We start from the raw sequence: 24,210 nt of genomic DNA, 5'->3' as shown, positions 1-24,210 counted from the left end.
GCGTCAATCAGCGACGGTTTTGGGTGTCGCGTGCGATGTCGGGCGACCGGGACCGCGTTTTCGTTCGAGGGCGGTCCGCCTGCGATAGCTCTCGACATTCATCTCGACGATGGTGGCGTGGTGAACGAGGCGATCGATGGCGGCGAGGGTCATCGCGGGGTCGGGGAAGACCTTGTTCCATTCGCCGAATGGCTGATTGGCGGTGATCAGCATCGAGCGCCGCTCGTAGCGTGCGCTGATGAGCTCGAACAAGACGCTGGTCTCGGCCTGGTCCTTGGTGACATAAGCGAGGTCATCGAGGATCATGAGATCGAAGCGATCGAGACGATTGACGGCCGCCTCGAGGTTGAGCTCGCGGCGCGCCACCTGGAGCTTCTGCACGAGATCGGTGGTCCGGGTGAAGAGGACGCGCCATCCGTTCTCGATGAGGGCCAAGCCGATCGCTGCCGCCAAGTGGCTCTTGCCGCCGCCGGGCGGGCCGAACAGGAGCAGATTGGCGCCCTTGCCCAGCCATCCATCGCCGGCGGCGAGCGCGGTCACCTGCGCCTTGGAGACCATCGGTACGGCCTCGAAGTCGAAGTTGTCGAAGGTCTTTCCGGCGGGCAGCCGCGCCTCGACCAGGTGGCGCTCGATGCGACGGCGGCCGCGTTCGGCTATCTCGTGCTCGGCGACGCTGGCGAGGAAGCGGGCGGCCGGCCATCCTTCCTTGTCGGACTGCTCGGCAAATTGCGGCCACAGCACCTTGATGGCGGGTAGCCGCAGCTCGTTGAGCAACAGATTGAGGCGCGCTGTATCGACGGTGTTGGCCGTGCTCATGCTGCACCTCCGATCTCGGCGGTGGCACCGATGAGGCATTCATAGGTGGTGAGCGGTGCCAGATGCACGACGACGTTCGGCACGTGAGCAAGATCAGGGGCGAAGCGAGCGCGCAGCCGGTTGAGATCGGGCAGTCGGCCGGCGTCAAGATCGGCCGTGAGCTGATCGGCGAGTTCGGCCTCGCAGCCGCGCTCATGCGCAAGGGCCAGCAGATCGACCATCAGCCGGCAAGCTTTCTTGTCCGGCAACCGTTCGCGCAAGAAGTCGAAGGTTCGGCGGTACGCATCGCGCGGGAACAGCTGATCACGATAAACCAGATTGAGCAGCGCCATCGGCTTGCGCCGCAGCGAATGGATCACGTGCCGGTAATCGACGATCTGATCATGCTTGCCGCTCGGATGCGGCCGGCCGCGCGACAGGGTGAGGAGATGCGTACTACCGACGAACACGTCGAGGCGATCGTCATAGAGGCGAACCCGCAGCTGATGGCCGATCAACCGCGACGGCACGGTGTAGAACACCTTGCGCAAGGTGAAGCCGCCGGTCGACGTCACGCGGACGATCACTTCCTCGTAGTCCGAGGTGCGCAAATCCGGCAACGCCTGCAGGGCGGTGCGCTCGTGATCGATCCGCTTGGCGTTGCGCGCATTGCGGCGGCTGACGATCTCGTCAATGAAGCCGCGATAGGTGGCAAGATCGTCGAAGTCGGCGGTGCCGCGCAGCAGCAGCGCGTCGGCGATCGTCCGCTTGAGATGGCCATGCGAGCTCTCGATCGACCCGTTCTCATGGGCGATGCCGCGATTGTTGCGGGTCGGCCGCATGCCGTAATGGGCGCACAGCTCCTCGTATCGCCGCGTCAGATCGTCCTGAGCATTCCGGTCGAGATTACAGAAGGCGGCCGACAGACTGTCGGTGCGATGGTCCCGCGGCGCGCCGCCGAGCGACCACAGAGCGTTCTGCAGTCCTTCCGCCAGGGCGACGAAGCTCTCGCCGCGGAGCACAACATGGGCGTGCTCAAACCCGGAATAGGCCAGCCGGAAGTGATAGAGACGATGACCAAGCGGCACGCCCGCGATGGTGACGCCCAGTTCGCCCATGTCGGTGAAGTCGGACAGGCCGACCTGACCCACTTCGTGGGTCTGACGGAAGATGACTTCCTGCTCCTTGCCGTGGATTGCCCGCCAGGAGCGGATGCGACGCTCCAGGGTGCGACGGATGCCGGCTCCGAGTTCAGGATGGCGTCGTAACAACTCCTCGAAGATCGCAATCGGCCGCACGCCAGGGGCTGCCTTGAGCATCGGCACGACCTCAGTCTCGAACACGTCGGCCAAGGGATCCGGCCGGCGGCGGTCGCGGGCTCCCTTCCTCCGCGACGGGAGCCTTCTATCCTTCTCGAAGCGATACGCGGTCGAGGTACTGAACGACGCCTTGGCGGCGGCCACTGGCGGGGTATCTGTCTGACGGTACTTCATGTAGAGCCTCATCTGGTGATTGGTTATGTGTCGGCCTGGCAAGCGAGTGATTCCTCTTGGCGGAAGAACCACTTGCACAACCAGCCGGCCGCGATCACCAGTCGGCGCGGTCCCCTGTGGATCGCGCCGACGCCGGGCTCGTAACTCCGGTCGGGCTACGCCCTCCCTGCGTCACGAGCCCGGCGAAGCTCTCTCATCCTGATTGACGCTCCCTTGTCACCCTGATTGTCGCGCGGCAGGCGCGCCGCGCGGCTTGTGGTGGATACCGGCATCCACACTAGTCGCTGGACGCGCCAACAAGCGATCGACTACCTACGCAAGGTAACGCCGAACCCCTTGTCCGAAATCATAAGTGAGGTGGAACGCTATGTCGTCATCCCGGGTCAGGCTACTGCGTACAAGGTGGGCATGCAGCAATTGCTCGCCTTGAGGAGCAAGGCAAGTTCTCAGCTGGGCCGGGCGTTCGACACGCGCGAGTTCCACGATGTCGTCCTCGGCAGCGGTGCACTTCCCTTTGGACTCCTCAGCGAGCTCGTTGATCGCTGGATTGCAAGCAAAGGCCCCGGCGCAACTTCTCGCGGCTAGCGTGCGATGCGCGCAGATACAAGGCGGGACGATCTGATCCTGCTTCTGTCGCGTCATCTGGGCCGGACGAGAAACGAGGAGCCATCTTCCGGGTGGATTATGTGCCGACGGTCCAAATGAATCTGGTCGCCGAGGATCGAGCGGGCCGCCCGCAAAGAGGGTGAAATGGGTAGAAATTTCGATCTCCTGCCCCAGACATCTGAAAAAGGAACTGTCCACCCGTAACTTGGCCGCGGCCGAGGAAGCCGCGGCATTTTTGATTGGTTGGGCCGCGGGCGAGACGACGTGTCCTGCGCCAAATTGATCCAGGTCAATCGTGCGGTTTGGAACGCAGGGCCAAGGGCATTCCAAGCGCCGACACGAGAACAGTGGCAGCCCCTAGCCACTGTCTTGCAGTCAGGGTTTCCTGAAGGAAAACAGATGCGAAGATGGACGTAAACATCGGAACTAGCGGCAGCAACAGCGCGGCCGCGGTCGCGCTCATGCGCTCCAGCGCAAGGCCGTAGAGAAGAAATGGAATTGACATGAGCAGCAATCCGGATGCGACCACCAAAATAACATCAGTGATAGTTGGCGTGAGCGTCGGCAATGGACGAACACCAATCCATACACATCCCACTGCTGCGAACGCGACGATTTGGCTTGCTGTCGTAAGCCGCAGCGCATCGATCCGACGCGACATCAAACGGACTGTGACGCTGTAGAGTGAAGCAAATAGAACACCGCCGAGGACGACGCCGACTCCCAGTCCGCGCGTTGCGTAGGGATCGGGTTCAGAGTGTCCAGCTCAGCAAACCAACTCCGGCAAAGGCCAACAAGCAGAGCAAGCCGACGCCCCGGTTGGGGGTCTCGCCAAGGATCAGCCACGCGAGGAGTATGATCATTGGCGTTTCAACTGCGAACAGGATCGCTTCCACAGAAGCCGGTAGCATCGTCAGGCCGAAGATCGACAAACCAGACGCAAGCGCCGGCTGCAGGAGGCCCGGAAGGCCAGCACGCCAATCGCTCAAGCGTGGCGGCGCGCCTGACCAGATGGATAGTACGGTCAGGCTTGCGGCACTCACAGCCAACTGCCCTGTTAGTAGCGAGAGCGGCTCGATACAGCAGAGGGCGCGGCCTTGGACAGGACGTTGCCGATACTCCAACTAGCCATCGCAAGGGTTCCGCAAAGAAGCGGTACGAAAAGGCTAGGCTGGTTCATCGGATGGCTTTTCGCTTGCATCAGAGCGTGTGACACCCAGGTTCGTGCAATAGATCAGCAGCCGCGGATAACTCCATGGTTGGCTGACACGTCGCAATCAGCCTCCTCCAGAGATAGCGACCAAGGTTCTGGATGGTACCGGATCTGCGAGATAAAGAACCAGGGTGCTAACGTTAGGCATCGCTTGTTTGATCGTGAGGTTGATCACGATGACCGAACGGCTAACGGCCGAGTAATCCAAATCGGCCCGCATCCGTGTGACGCATCGAGCAAAGGAACCAACCTAGCCGCTCCGAGAGAGCTACTCAGCATTTTATCAAAAAGCCGGCCAAGCATCAGGAGCTGCGATCAGGCTCGGCGTCGCCATCTTTTTTGAGCGTCGGCCACTCCTCTGCGCGTCGGGCTAGCTTCTCATATTCCTCGGCGATCTTAAGGAGCCTATCTCTGGACTTGCCTTCAGCGAACGACACCGCTTTGGTCCGCGTCGCTTCCGCACGGCCTCGCCAGAATTTGGGATCGTAGAACGGATCTTTGGGTTTCATGTAGATGAGATGCACTTCGTACATGAAGAGAATGCGACACCAGCCCTCCGTATCATTACGTAGTCGCCCTCCCCGCACAATTCGCAAGGGGCGCGATTCGCTTGAGAAAGCCGAAGCGGGTGCACACGTATTGAGCTGTTGATAAAGTTGCTTTGCTTATGCCTCACACAGCTCGGTGGCAGCCGGACCCAGCAAGATACGACCCATAGGCGCCACGATCTCCTTCGAAGGCGCGCTAGGTCGAGTTTCTTCCAGGACGAACGTGTAAAGGCGGCACATCTAAAGCGCCTGCCATCTCGGGAATAAACGCTCTTCGCTTTCGAACTGCTACCGCCGCGCGCAGTTTACGCTGACAAGGATCGCAAACCTATTCAATGTTTCGATCTCTCCACTTGCCTGCTTAAAGGGATCAGCCGTGCTGGAGCTGTCGCTTACGTGCACGGCTCCGCTCGGGCTAGATGGGAATGGAACTGAGATTTGCCGTGAAAGGCCTCTCACTCTATTCGCGCCAGATGGCTCTTGGGCCTGCGAATTTTAGGTATATCCACACCAGCAGTCCTGGCGAGGGCTTGAATCGCACGTAGCGTCAGATTGTACGATCTTAAAAAACAGGTGGCGCCGCCTCTGGCCACCTCAAAGCTTCCCGCCAAGTGATGAGAATTGCTAATGCCCCACACTCGTGAGCTCACGTCGCAAAATCACGATGCTCGAGCACTTACCCGAAAGCGAACTGGTCTATCGGCCGCATCGCAAACTGGCCACGTTGCACCCGGAACAGGATGCGAATTTGGCCCGATCTGCGCAGCATGTGGGTGATAGCCCCGGCTGTTACAGACCGCTCCTGGTTCTCTCTCCTCAACCAGATGCAGCTTCGGGAGCATGTTGGAGGTCGCTCAATCCACAATTGCCCCCGAGGTATATCTTACCGCTATCGTAACTTCTTTCGTCTAGCCGGGTCGCAATCGTTGTTTCGCTCGGCGTTGGCGGCTCTGGCTCATCGGCCGTTTAGCCGCCTCGATGCGCTCGGAAATTACGGTATCTACGAATAGGCGACCGAAGCACCGCTGCGATGGGTGTGCAGATACGCGAGTACGCTTCCGCGGCCGTCAATGCTTTGAATGGTTCCGACCTGTTTCGCGGTAGACAGGTCATGCTGCGCTTCGCGCAGAAAGAACAATACCGCAGGATTTATCGACTTGAAGAGGATATCGTGAATCAAAAGCAGCGAACGTATCGGTCTTGGTTTTTCAAAGTACACCGCTGTGCAGCGACACTTGCTGTTGCTGCTGTGACGACAATGGGTCTATGCGCCGAACAGGCGGGTGCGCGAGATCGGCTGGCGACGCCGGAGGAACGAGAGGCTTGCACACCGGACGTGCTTCGCCTTTGTAGCAGCCACATACTTGATGCAGGAGCCATCACTGCCTGTCTCAGAGCCAAGTTCGTAAACCTGAGTGACCAATGTCGCTACGTGATATCGTTTCGAGACTCTGCCAAGGGAAAGGAAGGCTCGAAATGAGCCAGCGCCATAGCCCGGCGGCTTCGATTGCCCACGTTCGAGACTAGCCCCTGGGGCTGAATCCAGGAGGGTAACGCCGAATGGGGACAGATGAAAGGGCGCGGGCAATTGAGGCTGCACCAACCGCTTGCGAATGACGGAATTCTCGGCGCTGGGCACTTGCTTGGACGAACAGGCGAATGCGTAAATTACCTTTCCAAACCATTCTGATCGCCAACAGAGGCGAGATTGCCGTACGAATCATCAAGACCTTGCGAGGGCTGGGGCTTCGCTCTGCAGTTGTCTACCACGATGCGGATGCGGGGACGCCGGCTGTCGCCATGGCTGACACGGCGATTGCAATCAGCGGTCGCACGCCGATTGCCGCCTATCTCGATATCCCGCAAATCATTGCTGCTGCCCACAAGGCGAGCGCCGACGCTCTTCATCCGGGCTATGGATTTCTCTCCGAGAATGCTGAGTTCGCCAGGGCCGTCACAAAGGCGGGCATTGCTTTCATCGGGCCAGCTCCGGAAAGCATCGAGCTGATGGGCGACAAAATCAGGGCCCGCAACTTCGTTCAGCGGAACGGTTTTGCGGTTGCACCTTCGATCGAAGAAGATGATCCAGCGACATTCACATTCAGGGCGCGAACTGTTGGCGTTCCTTTGCTGGTGAAACCATCGGCTGGAGGTGGCGGCAAGGGCATGCGGATCGTGCGCGACCTCGCTAACTTGGAGGATGCGATTGCGCAGGCGCGCAGTGAGGCGCAGAGATACTTCGGCGATGGCCGGCTTTACGTCGAACGATACGTCGAAAACCCGCGGCACATCGAAGTTCAGCTGCTCGGCGACTCCTTCGGAAACGTGGTCCATCTCTTCGAGCGAGAGTGCTCGGTGCAGCGCCGGTTCCAGAAGGTCATCGAGGAGGCGCCGTCCCCCGCACTGTCGCCGGAGTTGCGCAGGCGGGTCTGCGAAGCTGCCGCGGGCATCGCGCGTGCCGCCAAGTACCAGAACGCAGGCACTGTCGAATTCATCTACGGCGGCGGAGAGTTCTATTTTCTTGAGATGAATACGCGTCTGCAAGTTGAGCATAGTGTGACCGAGATGATCACCGGCATCGATCTTGTTGCTCAACAGATCTATGTCGCCGCGGGCCGCGAACTTGGATTTTCGCAGTCCGATATTGTCTCGAAAGGACACGCGATCGAGGCTAGACTGTATGCGGAAGCCCCGGAACGCGGATATGTTCCGACGACTGGCAAGGTACTTGTTCTTGAGTATCCGGACGGCGACGGCATACGGATCGACAGTGGCGTCGTGCAAGGCCAGCAGATCACGACAGCGTTCGATCCCATGCTCGCAAAGATCATCGTGCATTCGCCGACGCGCAATGAGGCTGCGCTGAAGGCCCATCGCGCGATCGGTGAACTGGTGCTTCTCGGCTGCGAGACAAACGCACACTTTCTCACACGTATCCTCCGCGACGAGGCTTTTCTGAGCGGACACGTCCATACGGGATATCTTGAGGAAAATCCGCACATCGCATCGGGCGAAGCTGCGTCCGACTTATCGGCCTTCCTCGCCACAGCCGCCCTCCTGACGAGACCTGTCCGCGAATCGGCAGATGCCGTGCCCGAGCTTCACGCCGCGCTGGGCAGCTGGAGAAACTGACGTGAAACACTCTTTTGAAGTTGATGGCGTAGATTATCAGCTATCGCTTTCACGCTGCCAACGGGGCTATCGCCTTCGCTTGTGTAATAAAGTGATTGCCCCAGTCGCGCTCTCCCAGCAAGCCGAGGGTTGCGGCGTCCTTACCATCGCTGGCGAAAGCGAACCGGTCAGGTTCGCCATCGACGGCGAGGTCATTCACGTGCATATCCGCGGCAGGACGCGGATTTTGCACTACCGCGACCCGTTGAGAACGCTCGCTTGCGCGAATAATGAGGCGGATCATCTTCTGACCCGCGCGCCAATGCCGGGCCTCGTCGTGACGACCAGCGTTTCGCCTGGTCAATCCGTTTCCGCAGGCACGGCGCTCATGAAAATCGAGAGCATGAAGTTGGAAACCATCATACGCTCTTCACGGGACGGCGTGATTGACCGAATCCACTTCAACGAAGGCGAGAGCTTCGAGCGAGGCGCAGTGCTGGTTACGCTCTCCGATGAAGGGCGTTGAGATGCAGCGGATCGCTTCTGCAGCGGATGTCAAATCCCACGACTTTTGCCTCAACGAACTCCACAACAAACGACTTGCGGCCGAATTAAAGGAACGGCAACGTGCCGCCCGCTTCAACCGTCCCGAACGGGACCTTGAGCGCCTGCGTCGGCAAAACAAGCTGTTTGTGCGTGATCGGATTGAGGCTTTGCTCGATCCAGAAACTCCGTTCCTCGAGCTTTCGACGCTAGCCGCTAACAAGGCTTACGACGGCGAGGTGCCTGGAGCAGCGCAGGTTGTCGGCATCGGCATCGTATCGGGTCGCGAAGTCATTGTTCACGCGGATGACGCGAGCGTGAAGGGCGGCGCATGGTACCCGCTATCTGTCAAGAAGATCGTGCGCGCTTTGGATATAGCGATCGAGAACCGTCTGCCCGTGGTTCATCTGTGCGACTGTGCTGGAGGATTCCTGCCTTTGCAGGCGGAGTTCTTCGCGGATCGGTATTACGCGGGTCGAATCTTCCGCAGCCAATCCATTCTCTCAAAGATGGGAGTGCCGCAAGTCGCCATCGCAATGGGTCATTGCACCGCGGGAGGGGCGTACGTACCCGCACTTAGCGACTACAACATCATCGTGGAGGGAACGGGCGCGATTTTTCTAGGGGGCCCCCCAGTCGTGAAAGCGGCCACGGGCGAAACGGTATCCGTCGAAGAGCTTGGCGGCGCTCATATGCATACCAGCGTGTCTGGAACGAGTGATTATTTCGCACACTCCGAGATGCACGCGATTGCCATCGCGCGGGACATTGTCGCTCGTTTCAATCGTGTTACGAAAGCCTCGATCAATAGGGTCGCTCCTGAGCCGCCCGCTTACGATGCGTCTGAGTTGTACGGCATTCTTCCCAGGGATCCTCGAGTGCAGTTCGACATGCGGGAGATTATCGCCCGTCTGGTCGACGGCAGCCGATTTCACGAATACCAGCCTCGCTATGGCGAGTCTTTGGTGTGCGGCTTCGCCCGCCTCTATGGATATCAGATCGGGCTTATTGCAAACAACGGCGCGCTGCTCAGCGATAGCGCGCTGAAGGGCGCTCACTTCATCCAATTGTGCGACAAGAATCGAACGCCCCTGCTGTTTCTGCAGAATATCACGGGTTTCATGGTCGGCCGCGAATACGAACGGCGTGGCATCACCAAGGATGGCGCCAAGCTGATCATGGCCGTCTCTGGAGCGTCGGTGCCTAAATTCACGGTTATTTGCAACCGCTCCCACGGAGCGGGGACATTCGCTATGGCGGGACGAGCTTTCGATCCACGCTTTATGTTCTCCTGGCCGCAGTCTCAGATTTCAGCGATGGGTGCAGAGCAAGCGGCAGGCGTGCTTACCCATGTCAAGGCAAGACAATTGGCCCGGGCGGGTGGACGTTTATCGGAACAAGATTTGGCGGCCATTCGAGAGCCTATTGTCGAAGAGTATCGGGAACGATCGAGCGCCTACTATGCAACTTCCGAAATCTGGGACGACGGCATTCTCGATCCCGTCGACACCAGAAACGCGCTCGCAATCGTCCTGAGCGCTTCGCTCAATACTCCCATCGAGCCGCCACGTTACGGCGTCTTCAGACTGTAGCGATCGGATCAGGCGCAAAGCGAGAAGGCGCTGATCATGCCGATCCTTCGATTTGACGGCTTCCAAATCGGCGGCTGGGTCTACCTCCACACTCACGGAAAGGAAGATAAGTGGAAACGCATCACCTTCGCCGCGGCCTTCAGCCGATGAGAGCCGGATCTGAACTCAATGTGCTCCAGTATCGATACTTTCGAAGCAGCTAGAGGAGACCGGGTTCGAACCCGCTCCGGTGGCGACCACTGAGGCGCTGATGCATCAGCGAAGTTTAACGCAACACGCGCGACCGGTTTCAGAAACGTTCTGTGCCAGCACCAGGTCATCACACGAATGGGATTCATCAGCTTCCGACGCCGATATGTCCTTGAGCGAACGCGATTTGCTGTCTCAAGCACGCAGCTTGCGCTTATCGCCTTTGGGGCCCGACTAGCTTTTCGCCTCTCAAAGGATCAAATCCCGCGACCCAAGCGCCCGAAGCGACGTTCTCGTCGCCCCGAACGGACCGAAGAGCACACCTAGTGGACAAGCCCAACAAACAATCAACATTTGAAGAACACTTCGATCAAGGGCAGGCGGTAAAAGACGGGAAATGGCATCACGGCCTGAACCGCGAAGCTACTCAGCGCGCCCCTCGCAAGGTCCAAGTTCGCACATTTGTCAGAGAGGCTGCCCTCGATTCAGTCCCGATTGCGCTTCGCGCTCTGATATTGATCAACTGTGGAGCTGGGCTTGCAGTCTTGTCATCTCTCGAAGGCGTAGAAACCAGAGCCACAATCGATCTGAGCCTTATCGGCGCCCTCTCTTCAGCAGCGATGTACTTCGCGTTGGGGGCTGCGCTCGCTTTCCTTGCAATGTTCGCCGGCGCCGCTGCTGAAATGGCGGTTTCGAGGCTCAGGACTTGTGAGCCACAACGGATCCAAGAGGCGCGCCGCTTGCGCGCTGCGAACGCCGCGCACATTTGCCACGTCTGTTCGTTTATTTCCGCGCTGGCCTCGCTAGCTTTATTCACTTCTGGAATGGCCGAGGCGAGCTCCACACTGCCGATGCTTCTGCAGAGGTAAGCTGCCCAAGCGCCTTTGGACTTGACTAGAACCGAGCTCGCGAGCTGAGAACTGGCAGGAGCCCCTCGCCCATGCAGTGCCCGAAATGCAACTCCGATGATTGGTGCGAAATCGCGTCACATGATCCCTGGAGCGGCCGACCGATGATTGCCTGCAATGTCTGCGGCGAATATACTGTGCACAAGCCGGCCGAGCGCGAGGAGGCGTACGCGGTCATTGCCGGCGCCCTCACTGGCGAGCGCCAACACGATGCGCCGGCTGATGCGGGCAAGATCCTGGATGCCCTGGAGAATGCTGGTCTAATGATCGCGCGCACCTGAAAACGAATAAAAGACCGACCCGTCCATGAACCACACCGTTCTAAGCCCGCAGACCAGACGTCCCGCGGGCCGATAAAAGGGGACTATCGAGGCGGTGCGTGATCGTAATGCGAGGCTTCACGCCGCTATCACCGATCTGAAGCGGCAGGTCGAGCGAGTGGCATCGAGCCAGCACGATCAGCATTTTAGGCGACTATTTCCGTACCCCACCCTCTTGCGCCCGCACCACCTCGAGGAGACCACATTCATGAATGCTGCGTAATGGCTCGCGGCTCTGAGCCGCATGTATTGCACAGTGGAAGATACGCTCGCTCGGGGATTGGTGCGCGATCCGGTGGAGCTGCTGGGTAGTTGCGCCGAGATCTATGCAAGGTCGAGGGGCCCGGTCACGTCATTGTGCGTGTCGTTCTTGGGGCAATAACAGTCGCCGTTGTCGACACAACTTGGCTAGGTCACGGCGGGTTTCCTTTTGGATTCGTTCCTCTCATTCTTTGCGCCCCATCGTGATCTTAAGCTTCTTGGGTTCAATAATTACAGCGTCGACCGTCACGTGGTGGCGATGTCGCGCGCGGCGCAAGGAGCGGAAGCACGATTCAGGAGGCTCAGCCGCTTTGAAGTTGTCAGCCTCGACGATCCAGAAGCTAAACGACTTCCAGACACTGCCTAGCGACTGTTACGAGTTCTCGACTTCGCGCCTGCCTGTGCGGAATCCGGGCCTTTGTCGTGAACAGCCGGTAAGCGATCGCCATTGTCCGCGGATGCTCCGGATGGACGATTGCGCCCTCGAGCCCATCTGACACGACAACGCTAGGTGTCGTGACGATCTCGATGAAAAAGATCCTAGGATAACCATGTAACCTACGGGCCGTACGGCTGTTGTCGGCGATAGTCGTCCAGCCATGTTCGTCAGCCCAAGCCAGGATGAGTTCTGAAGGCTTGATCTGGCGTCCATCCCGATCGATTCGATAACCAGCATGAATGTGGGAAGTATCATGACTTGCGCGAGGACCCCTGCACTGGTGGCCGCCGCGCGCGGCCCGCTCCTCGGCCGCCAAGATTTCTCAGTCGTCCTGGTCTGCCCGGAAACACGCGCAGAACGTGTTTCCATTCAGCTAAACTGCCCTGGGAGGGCGGTTTCTCAGAGGGCGGCGGGCTGCACTTGGTCGCTTGTGTCCCCGTCACTCTGGAACGCGCGAGATTGCATATTGGGCGGCACAAACGTTTCAGCCAAGCCATTAAAAGGGATTGAACCTGACGCTGCGTCAGGTTGTAGGAATCAATTATGACCAAACCTACGCCACGCAAGCCATGGCTACCGGCTGACGCGCCCGCCGGGTCGCCGAACGCATGAATGCCAATTTGCAACTGACGCCTGTTCGAATCGACCTTCCGCTGATGAAGCCGGAAGGCTGGCAGATCATGCCGCCTGTCGATTTCGCATCCGACGAGGGCAAAGAGCTGAAAGAAGGCCCTCAACACATGTTGTGCGACAAACAGCGCGCGGCCTTTGTCACTAAGCTGGAACATGGAGGTCGGCACATCGATCAAAGAGGCTACCTTCGCCCTGGCAAAACGCTGGCAATAGCTACAACCAAGCACGTTCGAAAGCACGATGGACGCCCTCAAATCGATTATTGGCAAGCTCGCCAGTGGCGCCACGTTGACCTGCGAGGAGACGGCATCAGCTTTTCACAGCATGATGTCGGGCGAAGCCACACCCTCGCAGATGGGCGGACTTCTGATGGCGCTGCGGGTGCGCGGCGAGACGGTGGACGAAATTACCGGCGCCGCTTCCGCGATGCGGAGTAAGATGCTGCGAGTCAATGCGCCGCACGATTCCGTCGACATTGTCGGCACTGGCGGCGACGCTTTGGGCTCGGTCAACGTGTCGACCTGCGCCGCTTTCATCGTCGCTGGTGCTGGCGTACGGGTGGCCAAACATGGCAACGGCGCACTGTCCTCGCGCTCGGGCGCTGCTGACGTGTTGGCGTCGCTCGGTGTGAGGATCGACATCACCCCTGAAGACATCGCTCGCTGCGTGCGCGAAGCCGGCATCGGCTTCATGTTTGCGCCGGTCCATCATCCCGTTATGAAGCACGTCCGCCCGACCCGGCTTGAGCTTGCGACCCGCACCATCTTCAATCTGCTCGGACCGCTGTGCAATCCGGCGGGCGTCAAGCGACAGATAGTTGGGGTGTTTTCGCGGCAGTGGGTGCTGCCTTTGGCGCAAGTGTTGAAGACTCTTGGCGCTGAGTCGGTGTGGGTGGTGCACGGCTTGGACGGACTTGATGAGCTCACCTTGACCGGCCCGACCTTTGTTGCCTCGCTTGAGACCGGCGAGATCCGCACCTTCGAAGTGACCCCCGAAGAGGCCGGTCTCCCCCGCTGTGCCAGCGAGGGACTGAAGGGCGGCGATGCCGATGCCAATGCAGTGGCGCTGCAAAGCGTGCTCGACGGCACCCCAAGCCCGTATCGCGATATCGCGCTTCTCAATGCGGCCGCGGCATTGATCGTGGCCGGCCGTGCCAAAACCTTGAAGGAAGGCGTCGCTCTTGGGCAGAAATCGCTTGGTAGCGGTGCCGCGGCGGCGCGGTTGAAACACCTAATCGCAGTATCCAACGCTTAACAGCCGAGCCTAACCGATGTCCGATATCTTGACGAAGATCAAAACCTACAAGCGCGAAGAGATCGCAGCCGCCAAGCGCGCCTTGCCACTTTCAGAGGTCGAAGCGCTGGCGCGGCAGGCCTCGCCCCCGCGGGGTTTTCTCGCCGCCATCTGCAACAAGCACGCAGCAGATGAATATGCGCTGATCGCCGAGATCAAAAAGGCCTCTCCCTCCAAAGGCCTTATCCGGAGCGACTTCGATCCGCCCTCGCTAGCCAGGGCCTATGAAGGGGGCGGCGCGGCCTGTCTGTCGGTGCTGACGGACACGCACCTCTTTCAGGGGGACCCTGATTTCATGGTCGCGGCGCGCGCGGCAACATATCTTCCGGTGCTGCGCAAGGACTTCTTGTTCGACACCTATCAGGTGGCAGAAGCGCGCGCTCAGGGGGCCGACTGCATCCTGATCATCATGGCGGCGCTCGAAGACGAAGCCGCTCGTGAGATAGAGGCTGCGGCCATGGCCCATGGTATGGATGTGCTGATCGAGATCAACGACGTCGACGAGATCGATCGGGCGCTAAAACTTCGCTCGCCGATGATCGGCATCAACAACCGCAACCTGCGCACCTTCGAGACCTCTCTTACGATCAGCGAAGCGCTGGCGCCGCTCGTACCGAAGAATCGCGTGATCGTCGGCGAAAGCGGTATCCGCTCGCAGGGCGATGTTCTGCGTCTTTCGCGGCTTGGCATTTCGACCTTCCTGGTCGGAGAAAGTCTGATGCGGCAGGCTGATGTGAGGGCGGCGACCCGCGCGCTGCTCTCGCGCGAGGCGGCGGTTTCAACCGGAGCGCAGTGATGCGCGCAAAACCTCCCAGCCAAGCTCCCTTCGCTCCGAATACTGCTCGGCGTCGCCGCTGTTCGACGACGGCTATTCAGCATTCAGAAGGTTCGCGGAACTCAATCACGTCAGCCCGGAGCCGTGGTCTCCCTTGTTTTGAGAGGGCCGATAAGTGCAGCCGGTGATGGAGAGGCGAAATGCACCTTTTGAACGAAATAGCGGTGCCCTAGCCCGGGGATTTTAACGGCAGAATCATGGAAAGTTTTCAAAAATCGAGTCGGAGATTCGTCAGATGAGTGCGGTCTATGCTGTGTTCAGCTGCATCGCCAGATCAGTCAGATTATCGGTGCCACCAAACGCGAACAGCGCGGAGGCAACTTCAACGGTCGCGAACCTACGCAATCTCCGCATGCCTCAAAGGTTCGAAGTCAAACGCCACTCTGGAGCTAGCCTATGAGCTGCCAATCGCCTCCCGGGATAAGCGATATTCGGTCAATCGAGGCGATCGAGTTTCGCCAAGCCATGCGAAATCTGGCGAGCGGCGTGTCCATTGTAGCGACCGGAACGGCCCACGGACGGCGCGGCTTAACTGTCAGCTCTATTACCTCGATCTGCATGGAGCCTCCCTGCCTGCTGGTCGGCATTAATGCCAGTTCCGAAACTCACGACGCGATACTGGCCAACGGCACTTTTGGCGTGAGTCTTCTCGGCGGCAATCAGCAGGACCTCGCACTGCGTTTCGCCGGCCGGCATGGCGCAAACGGTGTCCATCGTTTCGATACAGCGCCATGGGATCAGGGCGTCCTTGACGTACCAGTACTGCAAAGCGCAGTTTGTGTGCTCGAATGCGTCTTGCATCACCACCAAATCATCGGCACTCATGGGATCTTTATCGGCCGGGTTGTCGCGACGCGAGCAGCTCAAGGCAATCCACTCATCAGCTTCCGTGGCGAGCTTCGAACGCTACTGTACGGCTGAGTGCGTGTTTTCACCGCAATTCGCTATTCGTAACGAAACTCTGCGGCTAGGCTTACGTTGAAAGCCGCAATGAAGGAGCCGAGTTTATGATCTTAGAATACTCGCCCGAGAGAGGGGTGCAACTGGCGGAGCCCTTCGATTTTTGCGGGTTTAAGCTCGTCTTGAAGGGCCCGCATGCCGCCAAGCCTTCAGACTTGAAAGGGATCACGCTCGTTGACCACGACAACGCGCTGGTGCCTATTGATTTATGCCTATCCTGCCTGGCTGCCCCAAGGACAACGAAACCTGGGAAGCAGCCTATGCCAAGATGGTCGCAAGCGCGCGCGAGCGCGGCTGGATTGACGCTAAAGCAAATGCGATTCGCGCACACATCGAAAGAAGGTTCTGATCAGAAAAATCCGAGGCAGCTCGCATCCTGAGTTAGTGCCCTGCATGCGAGTGACACTCGTCCCTAATCTGTCTCGATAGCGACTCCTTTGGCAGCTCGGCTTCTTGCCCAGAAGCGGACAGCATGATGGCGGCAAGAAGATCAGCCCTGAATGGGAACCCGCCAGGCATCAGCTGCGCCGCTCACCAAGACGGCGCCCTTAAGGCCTTGGCGCTGGCACGCTAGCCCGGCTCGGGCCAGATGAACATATGCACACGACGGCCGCCCAAAAGGACTTGAATCGCACGTGGCGTCAAATTGTAAGATCTCAAAACAGGTGGCGCCGGCTTCCGGCCGCGCCGCGCTCAATCCGAGAAGCGTGGTTTTGTTCTGTCCGCACAGCCCCCTGGGAGCTGGTATGGCGACAAGATCGCGCAAACGCATAAAAGTCGACTGGGTTGCAGAAGCTCCCAAGGAGCTGTGGCGGCAAGCTTCGCTCGCCAGGATCGGCGCGACATAGAAGAGATTTCCGAGTATCTCGGAGCGGGAATGTGAAAAGACCTGACGGCTCCAGGAAGGTCTTGCTAGTCAACCACACTGAAGGCCAATGCCGGGCCATTGTCGGCCTCAAAGATGGAGATGCCGGAGCCGCCTATATGTGTGGCGAGCCTGTACTGAGAAGATCGCGCACGAGACTCTCGTCATGGTGCGCTTATCACCATTGTCGGATGCACGCAGCCCCTGTCGGGCAAAACTGAAGTACGTGAGCAAGAGCCTACACTTTGAGTCTCCGGATTACATCCACCCTATCTGAGGCCCCATGGCTTCGTCACAAGCTGCACTCTTGCAGATACCTGACGGGAGACGCCTCATCTAAGACAATAAAGCCGTAATTGATACCTTTCGAGCGACGTTGAGGAGCTCTCATTGGCCGCTTCGGCAGGGAAAGTACTGCGCAAGCCAGGGAAAACGGAAGACTAATGATTGATCTCTGCACGCTGATTGAGCGCAACGCGGCGTTCTCTCCCGACAAGCCCGCGATCCGTTTCCAGGGCGAGACCTTGAGCTACGCGCTCTTCAATCAACGGATCGAGCAGGTCGCGCGCGCCCTAAAAAGCCAGCTCGGTGTGGAGAGAGGCGATCGCGTCGCGATCCTCAGCCTTAACCGGCCTGACCATCTGGTGCTGCTCTATGCGTGCGCGCGGCTCGGCGCAATGCTCGTGCCACTGAACTGGAGGCTTGCGCTCGCCGAGCAGCTCTTCATCCTTTCCGACGCCGCCCCCAGGGTGCTGGTGGTCGAACAAGCCTTCGAGGCACTCCTGCCGGTGCTGGCGGAGCAACTGCCGGATATCTTTGTCGTCGGCTTGGATTTTGTGCCCCTCGGCGGAAGTAAATGGGATGGCCTGCTGAACCGAGGGCGCGGCGATGGTCGCAATCCGCACACGGACCTGTCCTGCCCGCTTCTGATCGTCTATACCTCGGGCACCACAGGGCGGCCGAAAGGGGCTGTGCTGCGCCAAGAGGCGTTGCTGTGGAATGGGGTTATGAGTCAGCACATGCATGGCCTCACCTCGGCTGATCATGTCTTGACAGTGTTGCCGCTGTTCCACGTGGGTGGCCTCAATATCCAGACGACGCCAGCGTTGCATCACGGCGCGACGGTAACGATCCACACGCGGTTTACGCCAGAGGCGACGCTTGCTGCGTTCGAGCGCGAACGGCCAACTCTGACCGTGCTGGTGCCTGCCACGATTCAAGCCCTGACCGAGCATCCCCAGTGGTCGACCACCGACCTGACCTCACTCAGAGCAATTTCCACCGGCTCAACCATGGTGCCGCAGCACCTGATCGAACGCTTTGTCACACGCAGCGTACCAGTGCTGCAGGTGTATGGATCGACGGAGACCTGCCCAATTGCTGTCTATACGAGGCTCGGCGGTGATCTCTCACGTGAGGGTACGACTGGCCTGCCCGGCCTTCTCTGCGAAGCGGCAATCATCAATGATGGGCGCAACAAACTGCCGCCAGGCACCCTGGGCGAGATCGCCGTGCGCGGGCCTAATGTCTTCTGCGAATATTGGGGCAATCAAGAAGCAACGCGCGAGGCGCTGCATAACGGCTGGTATCACACTGGCGACATCGGCCGCCGCGATGCCGATGGGTATTTTTGGGTCCATGATCGTAAGAAGAATCTGATCATTTCCGGCGGGGAAAACATTTATCCGGCGGAAGTCGAGCGTGTGCTTGTGGAGCATCCCGATGTTGCAGAATGCGCTGTCGTGGGTCGGCCCGATTCGCGTTGGGATGAAGTACCAGTCGCCTATGTGATCAGGCGGTCGGGCGCGCGGATTGAAGCGGAAGCACTGAACGCGCATATGCAGTCGCAGCTCGCCCGTTTCAAAGTGCCGCGCGAAATCATTTTCACGGAAGAATTGCCGCGAACGGGGTTGGGCAAGATCCAGCACTTTATGCTGAAAGCGCTCGATGCGCGAAGCCAGCAGGGAGGCACCAAATGAATATCGCGGATTGGGTCTGGCAATATTTCCCTTGCTTCCCGCAGGCGATCTTCCGTCTCAAGCTCACTGAGCCGTTTCGATCAACTGCTCTACATTAATACGCTGCCGCACGTTAATCGTAGTGCGGCTTGCGCTTCCGTCGCAATATGCCAAGTACCACGGAGCTCGTTGATGCCGCGGATCCTAATTATGAACGCCGGTACCGCCCAAATGTCGGGTGCCGATCTGACGGCAATCCAACTTTCGCTTGCAGCCAAGTCGGCCTGGCGCTCCGTATGGTTTGCGCAAGCGGGCGACCTAATTGTCTCTCCGGTAGCGATCCCAAATGACCTGCTTCACTACGTTGGCGCGACGCTAAGGTTCGACCCATCGACTGTCCTGGTGCTCGTGCCAGAAAACGCGGACGAGACCCGAGTCCTTTGTGACTTCACTCTGCAGTCCAATACAATTGTGGAACAAATCCGCCGCCACATTCGTGAGAAAACACATTGGGAACTATGTGCTTGCTATTCTACTGAAGGCGTTGCGCGCTTGGCGGCAATGCTCGGCATACAGCAGAACGGGGAGGACTTCGCTCTGCAGCGAGGCCCTGATCTATTGAATCGTAAAAGCCACTTCCGTCAATTGGCAACAAGCGTCACGCTTCCGTTGCCCAGTGGATGCATAGCAACAAGCTCAGAAGAATTGTTCAGAGCGGTCAACTCCCTAAAGCTTGAAACCGGCAGCGTCATTGTAAAGTTAGATAATGGAGCCGGCGGGGTTGGAAATGTCATATTAACTGGCAAGGAGAGCGCTCCACTACCTGGGGCAAGGGAGACGCGGCGGGTCCTTTGGCCGTCGTTTGATCCTGATGCACTTTGGTCTGAGATGACAACCCCCTCCTGTAAAACAGTCGTCGTAGAATCATACCACTTGGCCCGTTCTCTGTTCTACCTCGAGTTTGAAATCGAGGAAAATGGTTCAATCGCATACGTCAACAGTGGAAACATACGTCTGCATCGAAGCGAAGATCGGGCCGAAAGAGCTCTCGTCTGGACTGGTCTAGAGCTTCCGAGCGACCTGAGCAATGAGCAGTACTCGACCGCTTACGCGCACGCCTATCGATTTGTGGAGCTTGTGCGGACATTGGGTTACCGCGGAATGATCAACATAGATGCCATTTTCTCGATCGACGGGCGGCTGCTGTTTAATGAAGCGAACGGTCGGTGGGGCGGAGGCTCGGTACTGCACAGCATTGCTGACCGGTTGCTAGGAGCGGACTATTCCCATTCCTACGTGATTTCATCTGTGCGGAATGTCCGACTAAACTCCCTCCGAACGGCGCTTGATTGCTTTGTCGATGAAGGATTGCTATTTGATAGCATACACAAGGAAGGCGTTATTCCGCTTGCCGCCGACCAAGAGGCAGGCACGGTGGAGTGTCTCGTGATCGCGCGCGACAGGCTGGTGGGCCGGAATTTCGAGCATCGATTATTGAGGATAGTCTGATCTGGACCACTGCCCCATGTTCCACCCTTCAAGATGCTTTGTTCGGTCCATTTATTCCAACTTGCACAACAGCCCTGTTCTCAACCATCTGCTGGAGCCCAAAGGCGCCTGATGAGATGGCAAAGCACTCTCTTCAGTGGCCGCTCGCGCCGCTGTCTTATTCTGCCATTCCAAACCCACCTTGTTCGGCGCACGAATTGTCACGCTTCTCATGAACATACCACAACCGTGCAAACGGTTTAGTTTCTGTACTCCCGACGCGCGGAGCACCAGACTTCCGGAGCGATGCAGATCGGCAGCCAACTTTGCGGTAATTGGCCCTGTTCTTCAGTTGATCAAAGTAGTTAGGCCGGCGCTGCGGCGTTTGTCGGTGCCATCTAGATTCCGCGCGCGAGTGCGACAGTATCGAGCAAGATCGTTTTCGTAAGCTTACGCTAAGTTACCAGACTACAACTAGTTCTGCTACGACATGGCATGAAGCGCGGCAGACCTGCCGACCTGACCGAAGGACGCGTCCGCGACGGCGGTGCTCGACGTGAGAGCTCTCCACGGGTTCGCGGCTCGCGATCTCTAACTGGGCACGATCAATTCGGCTCGTGTCCTTTCGCGCTTGGCGCCCAAACCCGAGACGCTCGTGCGTGATCGGTGGCGCGGGCTCCGGCGACGTTGACGGCACGCGATCACTGGGCCAGAGCGCGAGCATGCGCGCGAGCGTTGTCATTGTTGCCCATCGTCGTGCCCCGGGCTTCTCCGGCAGGAAGAGTTTGCTGGGCATACCGAACCAGCACAACCAACGAGCCCTGGGCGACAGGGCGATGGGTTGGCCAGAACAAAGTCCTTCCGTTATAGCGACGGGCGACGAAGACCACAAAGTATCTTTGTGCGCAGCTACGGGCGCATCCAGTTAGGGCATCCGGCCTGCATCAATAGACCTCATTCGCGACGCCATCACACGCCGTGCCATCTAGCTAGCCGACCGCACGCGAGCGGAATGGTCTTCGACTATCCGGCGGTTCGCACCGTCGTATTTTGAACAAAAGTAGACGAGTGACCGACGTTCCCCCGCGTGCACCTGCCTTACCTCATGCCAGAACCTACATGTTGTGATAAGCACTGTTCCTAAGTGTGGACGAAACACTTGGAGTTTACGGTCGGTTGGATACACGACGAACTCACCGCCCTCGAACTCTGTCGCGAGCTGAACTATTACAGAATACTCGAAGTCGGGGTCGCTCTCAGCATCCAAATGGATACCAACGAAGGACCGAGGCGGCATGCGATGCACTTGGCATCGACGAATCACGTACTCCGATGACGCTCCGAAGATCCTTCTAAGCGCAGAGACCCGCTCTTTTCTTTCCAGCAGTTCGATGATCTGCGCTGAAGCTGTACCATTCACGTTGCTAGGATTATGGCCGGCGTGATCTAGCCGCACTCGTTTCACAAAAACATTGTGACAATCGCCGGCATCTCCCTTCCGAACCTGTTCTTCTGGAATATCGGACTGCAGCTGATCGATCCTCGTCAACTCGTCTTTGGTGAACAGCGTATCGGGGGCAATCAGGACCGTACCTTTATCTGCCAGCTCTGCACGGTATTTCGCGATGGCATCTTCTGAAAGCAGACCAAGTTTATCACTCATTGTGCGCGCCTTTCGGATTCACTCAAATTCGACTCTTCTAATCTGCCTGCAACGAGCGGATCGCCAGATCCCAATTCTGGCCGTCGAAATCATCTATTCTTATGCTTTCGATCGTCGCTCCATCTAGGCATCGAACATTTACGCTGAATCCTGAAGGATTCGATCGCGGCCGATAGAATGGCTTGATGCCGCAAACCCGACAAAACGTATGCCGAGCGATGTTCTTATTGAACTTGTATGTAGTGAGGAGTTCTTCGCCGCATTCAATCCTGAGCTTGTCGTCGGCAACGAGCATGTGCAAAAATCCAGACATTTCGCAGATTGAGCAATTGCACTTCACTGCAGAAATCTCTGCTGGCGCTCGTACGTAGAACTTGACAGACCCACAGTGACAGCGGCCACTGTGTTCAACCTCCGGCCGACCATCTCCGTCAAGCGAATCAATTCCGACTAGATTGCGGCACCACTCTAAGCTGAGATCATACGCCCGGTCGAATTCATCCAAGAAACGGCTATTGCAGTCGGCAGGGACCAGTTCGCTAATGAGCCTGCTTGTCATGCTCTCCGTGATATTTCTCCGCAGGATCCTCGCCGCCAACATGGACCTGGAAATACTCAAGATCGTTAGATCGAGCATCAAAGGTTATGACTAAAGTGGTCCAAAGTGCCTGGATTATTTCCGCAGCATGTAGCTCAAAGGCAACCATGTAGGCGCAGCGCATTATGGGGTCTCTCGACGACAAGCCATGATATAGCGCACGCAAGTAACGGCTCGTTCTGGCGCTGTAGTTAGGTTGTATTTCTCGGCCAAGTAGGCGCCACGCATCTCGTTTAAAGAGCTTTGAGTGGAAGTTTTCTGTGTTCAGAGTGCTGGGTAACGCAGCGTTGCCGCCTTGTAGAACCCGACTATGACCTCCCGTTTCATCCCAGCAGATAAAATTTGCGACCACACTGGTCAGCTCAACGTCCCTCGGGAGGTCTCGATTGCGATGTATTGCGTCGAATATGAGATCCCTTTGCGATCCCGCCTGCAGGTACGGGAACGCTTGTGACATCGCCAAGTATTCTGGCAGCAGACTGGCAACCCGATCTTTGGACATCTCCGCAGCGAACGGATGGGGACCAAGCAGAGCCCGGGCTCGGCTAGCCAAGTGCTCGCCAACTGGTATCTCTGAAGGTTGTTGCAGCTTAGAAGGAGAAGCTTGGGATAACGTCATTCGAACCCGGGCATGCAGAGAGAGAGATAGAGAATTCAATGGCTTGGCAACGAAGCAATACGCAAGCTTAGCGAAAACACCTAAGCCAGGGGACAAGTTTCAGCGCGCCCTTTCCTTGCCGCTCGAGCCTGATTTGCCATGAGCGATAGACGCTTGCGTCGCATAGCGTTGATCTTCGCCTTTTCCACGCTACAACCTGACGCTACGTGAAATTCAAGCACTTAACTACATATCCATACCGATGATGTGCAGCTGATGGTGAAAGCAGTGATCATCACCGAGCGCCGTCGCCGCACTTCTCTTCCAAATTATTGCAAAGCTGACGTGGAGCACCATCAGTATTGTTCGCATGCATTTCGCGATACGTCGTGATGGAATGATATTAGAAAGCCCACCAATTGCTTTGGTAACGTCTCAAAGATCCGCTTGTCCCTTCTTTCTGCCACGTTTGCCTCCAAAGAAGTGTTCGAGACTTGCTGATCGCGCGCTTCGCGATCGGGGTTAGCGCTTGTGAAGGGAATTCCATGGTAAAGCCGGTTGTGATTGTGGTGGGTGCGGATAAGGGCGGGGTCGGCAAGACGACCGTGTCGCGGACGCTCCTGGATTACTTCAGCGCCAACAACGTGCCGACCCGGGCATTCGACACCGAATCACCGCGCGGCACTCTGAAGCGCTTCCATCCCGACATCACCGAAATCGTCGACATGACGACGACCTCCGACCAAATGAAGATCTTTGATACGCTGAGCTCAGGGGTATCCGTCACTGTGATCGACGTCCGCGCGGGCTTGCTGTCACCTGCGCTCGCATCACTGCGCGACATCGGCTTCTTGGATGACGCGCGGTCCGGCCAGAGCACCTTTGCCGTGTTCCATATTCTGGGATCCTCGATCGCCTCGCTGGACGAGATTGCCGAGACCTCGCGTTTCATGAGCGGAGCCAGATATTTCCTGGTGAAGAACTTCATCAACGACACCCAGTTCTTCCAGTGGGACCAGTCGACCTACAACTCCTATTTCCATCGCATCAAGCACGCTACCGACCTGACCATCCCCAAGCTCAACGAGATGGCCTATGAGCAGGTCGAGGTCGCTTCCGTCCCGTTCCTCAACTTCGTCGCCAACAAGGGCCGGCACGATGACGCCACCAACTACTCGTTCGTGCTGCGCGGCTATGTTCGGCACTGGCTCACCAATGTCTGGAGCGAATACGACCGTATCAAGCTGACGGACCTGGTCGGTGCCAAGTCGGTGACGCGCGGCGGCGAAAAATAGTCGCCT

Annotated in this window: 20 protein-coding genes; 13 read left to right on the top strand and 7 right to left on the bottom strand. The window is 58.1% G+C overall.

The features are described from left to right. Positions 1–3 precede the first annotated feature (3 nt). Together istB and istA are read right to left on the bottom strand one after the other, a co-directional pair. Complete coding sequence (gene istB / locus IVB05_RS10330) at positions 4–816, bottom strand: IS21-like element helper ATPase IstB (RefSeq protein WP_247783850.1); 813 nt, start codon at positions 814–816, stop codon at positions 4–6. After that, positions 813–2,366, bottom strand: a complete 1,554-nt coding sequence (gene istA, locus IVB05_RS10325; RefSeq protein WP_247783851.1) for an IS21 family transposase — start codon at positions 2,364–2,366, stop codon at positions 813–815. The genes istB and istA overlap by 4 nt, the downstream gene beginning before the upstream one ends. A 147-nt stretch (positions 2,367–2,513) precedes the next feature. Here istA and IVB05_RS10320 point away from each other — a divergent pair, with 147 nt between their 5' ends. Further along, positions 2,514–2,873 carry a DUF885 family protein gene (locus IVB05_RS10320; protein ID WP_256473234.1) on the top strand — a complete coding sequence of 120 codons (360 nt, stop codon included), beginning with the start codon at positions 2,514–2,516 and terminating at the stop codon, positions 2,871–2,873. A 310-nt stretch (positions 2,874–3,183) separates the two neighbouring features. Here IVB05_RS10320 and IVB05_RS10315 read toward each other — a convergent pair whose 3' ends face one another. The 3 genes from IVB05_RS10315 to IVB05_RS10305 all read right to left on the bottom strand — a co-directional run bounded on the left by IVB05_RS10315 (position 3,184) and on the right by IVB05_RS10305 (position 4,640). Next, positions 3,184–3,621 carry a DMT family transporter gene (locus IVB05_RS10315; protein WP_256473440.1) on the bottom strand — a complete coding sequence of 146 codons (438 nt, stop codon included), beginning with the start codon at positions 3,619–3,621 and terminating at the stop codon, positions 3,184–3,186. A gap of 25 nt (positions 3,622–3,646) precedes the next feature. After that, a complete protein-coding gene (locus tag IVB05_RS10310) occupies positions 3,647–4,018 on the bottom strand; it encodes a DMT family transporter (RefSeq protein ID WP_256473232.1) in 372 nt (123 codons plus the stop codon). A gap of 391 nt (positions 4,019–4,409) precedes the next feature. Further along, a complete protein-coding gene (locus tag IVB05_RS10305) occupies positions 4,410–4,640 on the bottom strand; it encodes a hypothetical protein (RefSeq protein ID WP_245319848.1) in 231 nt (76 codons plus the stop codon). 1,273 nt (positions 4,641–5,913) lie between these two features. Between IVB05_RS10305 and IVB05_RS10300 the strand changes: the two genes are divergently transcribed. The 11 genes from IVB05_RS10300 (at position 5,914) to IVB05_RS10250 (ending at position 20,071) form a co-directional block, all read left to right on the top strand. Continuing rightward, entirely contained in the window at positions 5,914–6,135 is a 222-nt protein-coding gene (locus IVB05_RS10300) for a hypothetical protein (protein WP_247786649.1), read from the top strand. A gap of 179 nt (positions 6,136–6,314) precedes the next feature. Next, positions 6,315–7,787 (top strand): biotin carboxylase N-terminal domain-containing protein, encoded by a 1,473-nt coding sequence (locus IVB05_RS10295; protein ID WP_247784054.1) that lies wholly within the window; start codon positions 6,315–6,317, stop codon positions 7,785–7,787. A 1-nt stretch (position 7,788) separates the two neighbouring features. After that, positions 7,789–8,292: a biotin/lipoyl-containing protein gene (locus tag IVB05_RS10290; RefSeq protein ID WP_247784053.1), complete on the top strand. Its 504-nt coding sequence runs from the start codon at positions 7,789–7,791 to the stop codon at positions 8,290–8,292. Continuing rightward, on the top strand, positions 8,279–9,901 hold the full coding sequence (locus IVB05_RS10285; protein WP_247784052.1) for a carboxyl transferase domain-containing protein: 1,623 nt from the start codon (positions 8,279–8,281) through the stop codon (positions 9,899–9,901). Before IVB05_RS10290 ends, IVB05_RS10285 begins: the two co-directional genes overlap by 14 nt. A gap of 515 nt (positions 9,902–10,416) precedes the next feature. Then, entirely contained in the window at positions 10,417–10,959 is a 543-nt protein-coding gene (locus IVB05_RS10280) for a hypothetical protein (RefSeq protein WP_247784051.1), read from the top strand. A 143-nt stretch (positions 10,960–11,102) separates the two neighbouring features. Continuing rightward, the gene (locus IVB05_RS10275) at positions 11,103–11,279 is read left to right on the top strand and encodes a hypothetical protein (protein ID WP_247784050.1); all 177 of its coding nucleotides are present in this window, start codon (positions 11,103–11,105) and stop codon (positions 11,277–11,279) included. A gap of 1,612 nt (positions 11,280–12,891) precedes the next feature. Then, on the top strand, positions 12,892–13,905 hold the full coding sequence (gene trpD, locus IVB05_RS10270; RefSeq protein WP_247520595.1) for an anthranilate phosphoribosyltransferase: 1,014 nt from the start codon (positions 12,892–12,894) through the stop codon (positions 13,903–13,905). 16 nt (positions 13,906–13,921) lie between these two features. Continuing rightward, on the top strand, positions 13,922–14,740 hold the full coding sequence (gene trpC / locus IVB05_RS10265) for an indole-3-glycerol phosphate synthase TrpC (protein WP_247520596.1): 819 nt from the start codon (positions 13,922–13,924) through the stop codon (positions 14,738–14,740). A 435-nt stretch (positions 14,741–15,175) separates the two neighbouring features. Continuing rightward, positions 15,176–15,700, top strand: a complete 525-nt coding sequence (locus IVB05_RS10260) for a flavin reductase family protein (protein WP_247784049.1) — start codon at positions 15,176–15,178, stop codon at positions 15,698–15,700. Between the two features lie 1,350 nt (positions 15,701–17,050). Next, complete coding sequence (locus IVB05_RS10255; protein ID WP_247786648.1) at positions 17,051–18,583, top strand: AMP-binding protein; 1,533 nt, start codon at positions 17,051–17,053, stop codon at positions 18,581–18,583. Positions 18,584–18,772: 189 nt separating this feature from the next. Beyond that, positions 18,773–20,071 carry a hypothetical protein gene (locus IVB05_RS10250; protein ID WP_247784048.1) on the top strand — a complete coding sequence of 433 codons (1,299 nt, stop codon included), beginning with the start codon at positions 18,773–18,775 and terminating at the stop codon, positions 20,069–20,071. A 964-nt stretch (positions 20,072–21,035) separates the two neighbouring features. Here IVB05_RS10250 and IVB05_RS10245 read toward each other — a convergent pair. Both IVB05_RS10245 and IVB05_RS10240 read right to left on the bottom strand, forming a co-directional pair. After that, complete coding sequence (locus IVB05_RS10245) at positions 21,036–21,713, bottom strand: 2OG-Fe(II) oxygenase (protein ID WP_247784047.1); 678 nt, start codon at positions 21,711–21,713, stop codon at positions 21,036–21,038. A gap of 37 nt (positions 21,714–21,750) precedes the next feature. Further along, positions 21,751–22,008, bottom strand: coding sequence for a hypothetical protein (locus IVB05_RS10240; protein WP_247784046.1), 258 nt, complete (start codon positions 22,006–22,008; stop codon positions 21,751–21,753). 1,446 nt (positions 22,009–23,454) lie between these two features. Here IVB05_RS10240 and IVB05_RS10235 point away from each other — a divergent pair. Next, entirely contained in the window at positions 23,455–24,204 is a 750-nt protein-coding gene (locus IVB05_RS10235; protein ID WP_247520601.1) for a hypothetical protein, read from the top strand. Positions 24,205–24,210 lie beyond the last annotated feature (6 nt).

Source organism: Bradyrhizobium sp. 170 (assembly GCF_023101085.1).
Lineage (GTDB): Bacteria > Pseudomonadota > Alphaproteobacteria > Rhizobiales > Xanthobacteraceae > Bradyrhizobium.
The sequence above is the reverse complement of the archived record's forward strand: the minus strand, read 5'-3'. Positions and strand labels throughout refer to the sequence as shown.

Bases quoted from the DNA above. Each gene is read 5' to 3' on its own strand.
- istB (WP_247783850.1), bottom strand. From the start codon at position 816: ATGAGCACGGCCAACACCGTCGATACAGCGCGCCTCAATCTGTTGCTC.
- IVB05_RS10305 (WP_245319848.1), bottom strand. From the start codon at position 4,640: ATGTACGAAGTGCATCTCATCTACATGAAACCCAAAGATCCGTTCTAC.
- IVB05_RS10300 (WP_247786649.1), top strand. From the start codon at position 5,914: ATGGGTCTATGCGCCGAACAGGCGGGTGCGCGAGATCGGCTGGCGACG.
- IVB05_RS10295 (WP_247784054.1), top strand. From the start codon at position 6,315: ATGCGTAAATTACCTTTCCAAACCATTCTGATCGCCAACAGAGGCGAG.
- IVB05_RS10285 (WP_247784052.1), top strand. From the start codon at position 8,279: ATGAAGGGCGTTGAGATGCAGCGGATCGCTTCTGCAGCGGATGTCAAA.
- IVB05_RS10275 (WP_247784050.1), top strand. From the start codon at position 11,103: ATGATTGCCTGCAATGTCTGCGGCGAATATACTGTGCACAAGCCGGCC.
- trpD (WP_247520595.1), top strand. From the start codon at position 12,892: ATGGACGCCCTCAAATCGATTATTGGCAAGCTCGCCAGTGGCGCCACG.
- trpC (WP_247520596.1), top strand. From the start codon at position 13,922: ATGTCCGATATCTTGACGAAGATCAAAACCTACAAGCGCGAAGAGATC.
- IVB05_RS10260 (WP_247784049.1), top strand. From the start codon at position 15,176: ATGAGCTGCCAATCGCCTCCCGGGATAAGCGATATTCGGTCAATCGAG.
- IVB05_RS10250 (WP_247784048.1), top strand. From the start codon at position 18,773: ATGAACGCCGGTACCGCCCAAATGTCGGGTGCCGATCTGACGGCAATC.
- IVB05_RS10245 (WP_247784047.1), bottom strand. From the start codon at position 21,713: ATGAGTGATAAACTTGGTCTGCTTTCAGAAGATGCCATCGCGAAATAC.
- IVB05_RS10240 (WP_247784046.1), bottom strand. From the start codon at position 22,008: ATGCTCGTTGCCGACGACAAGCTCAGGATTGAATGCGGCGAAGAACTC.
- IVB05_RS10235 (WP_247520601.1), top strand. From the start codon at position 23,455: ATGGTAAAGCCGGTTGTGATTGTGGTGGGTGCGGATAAGGGCGGGGTC.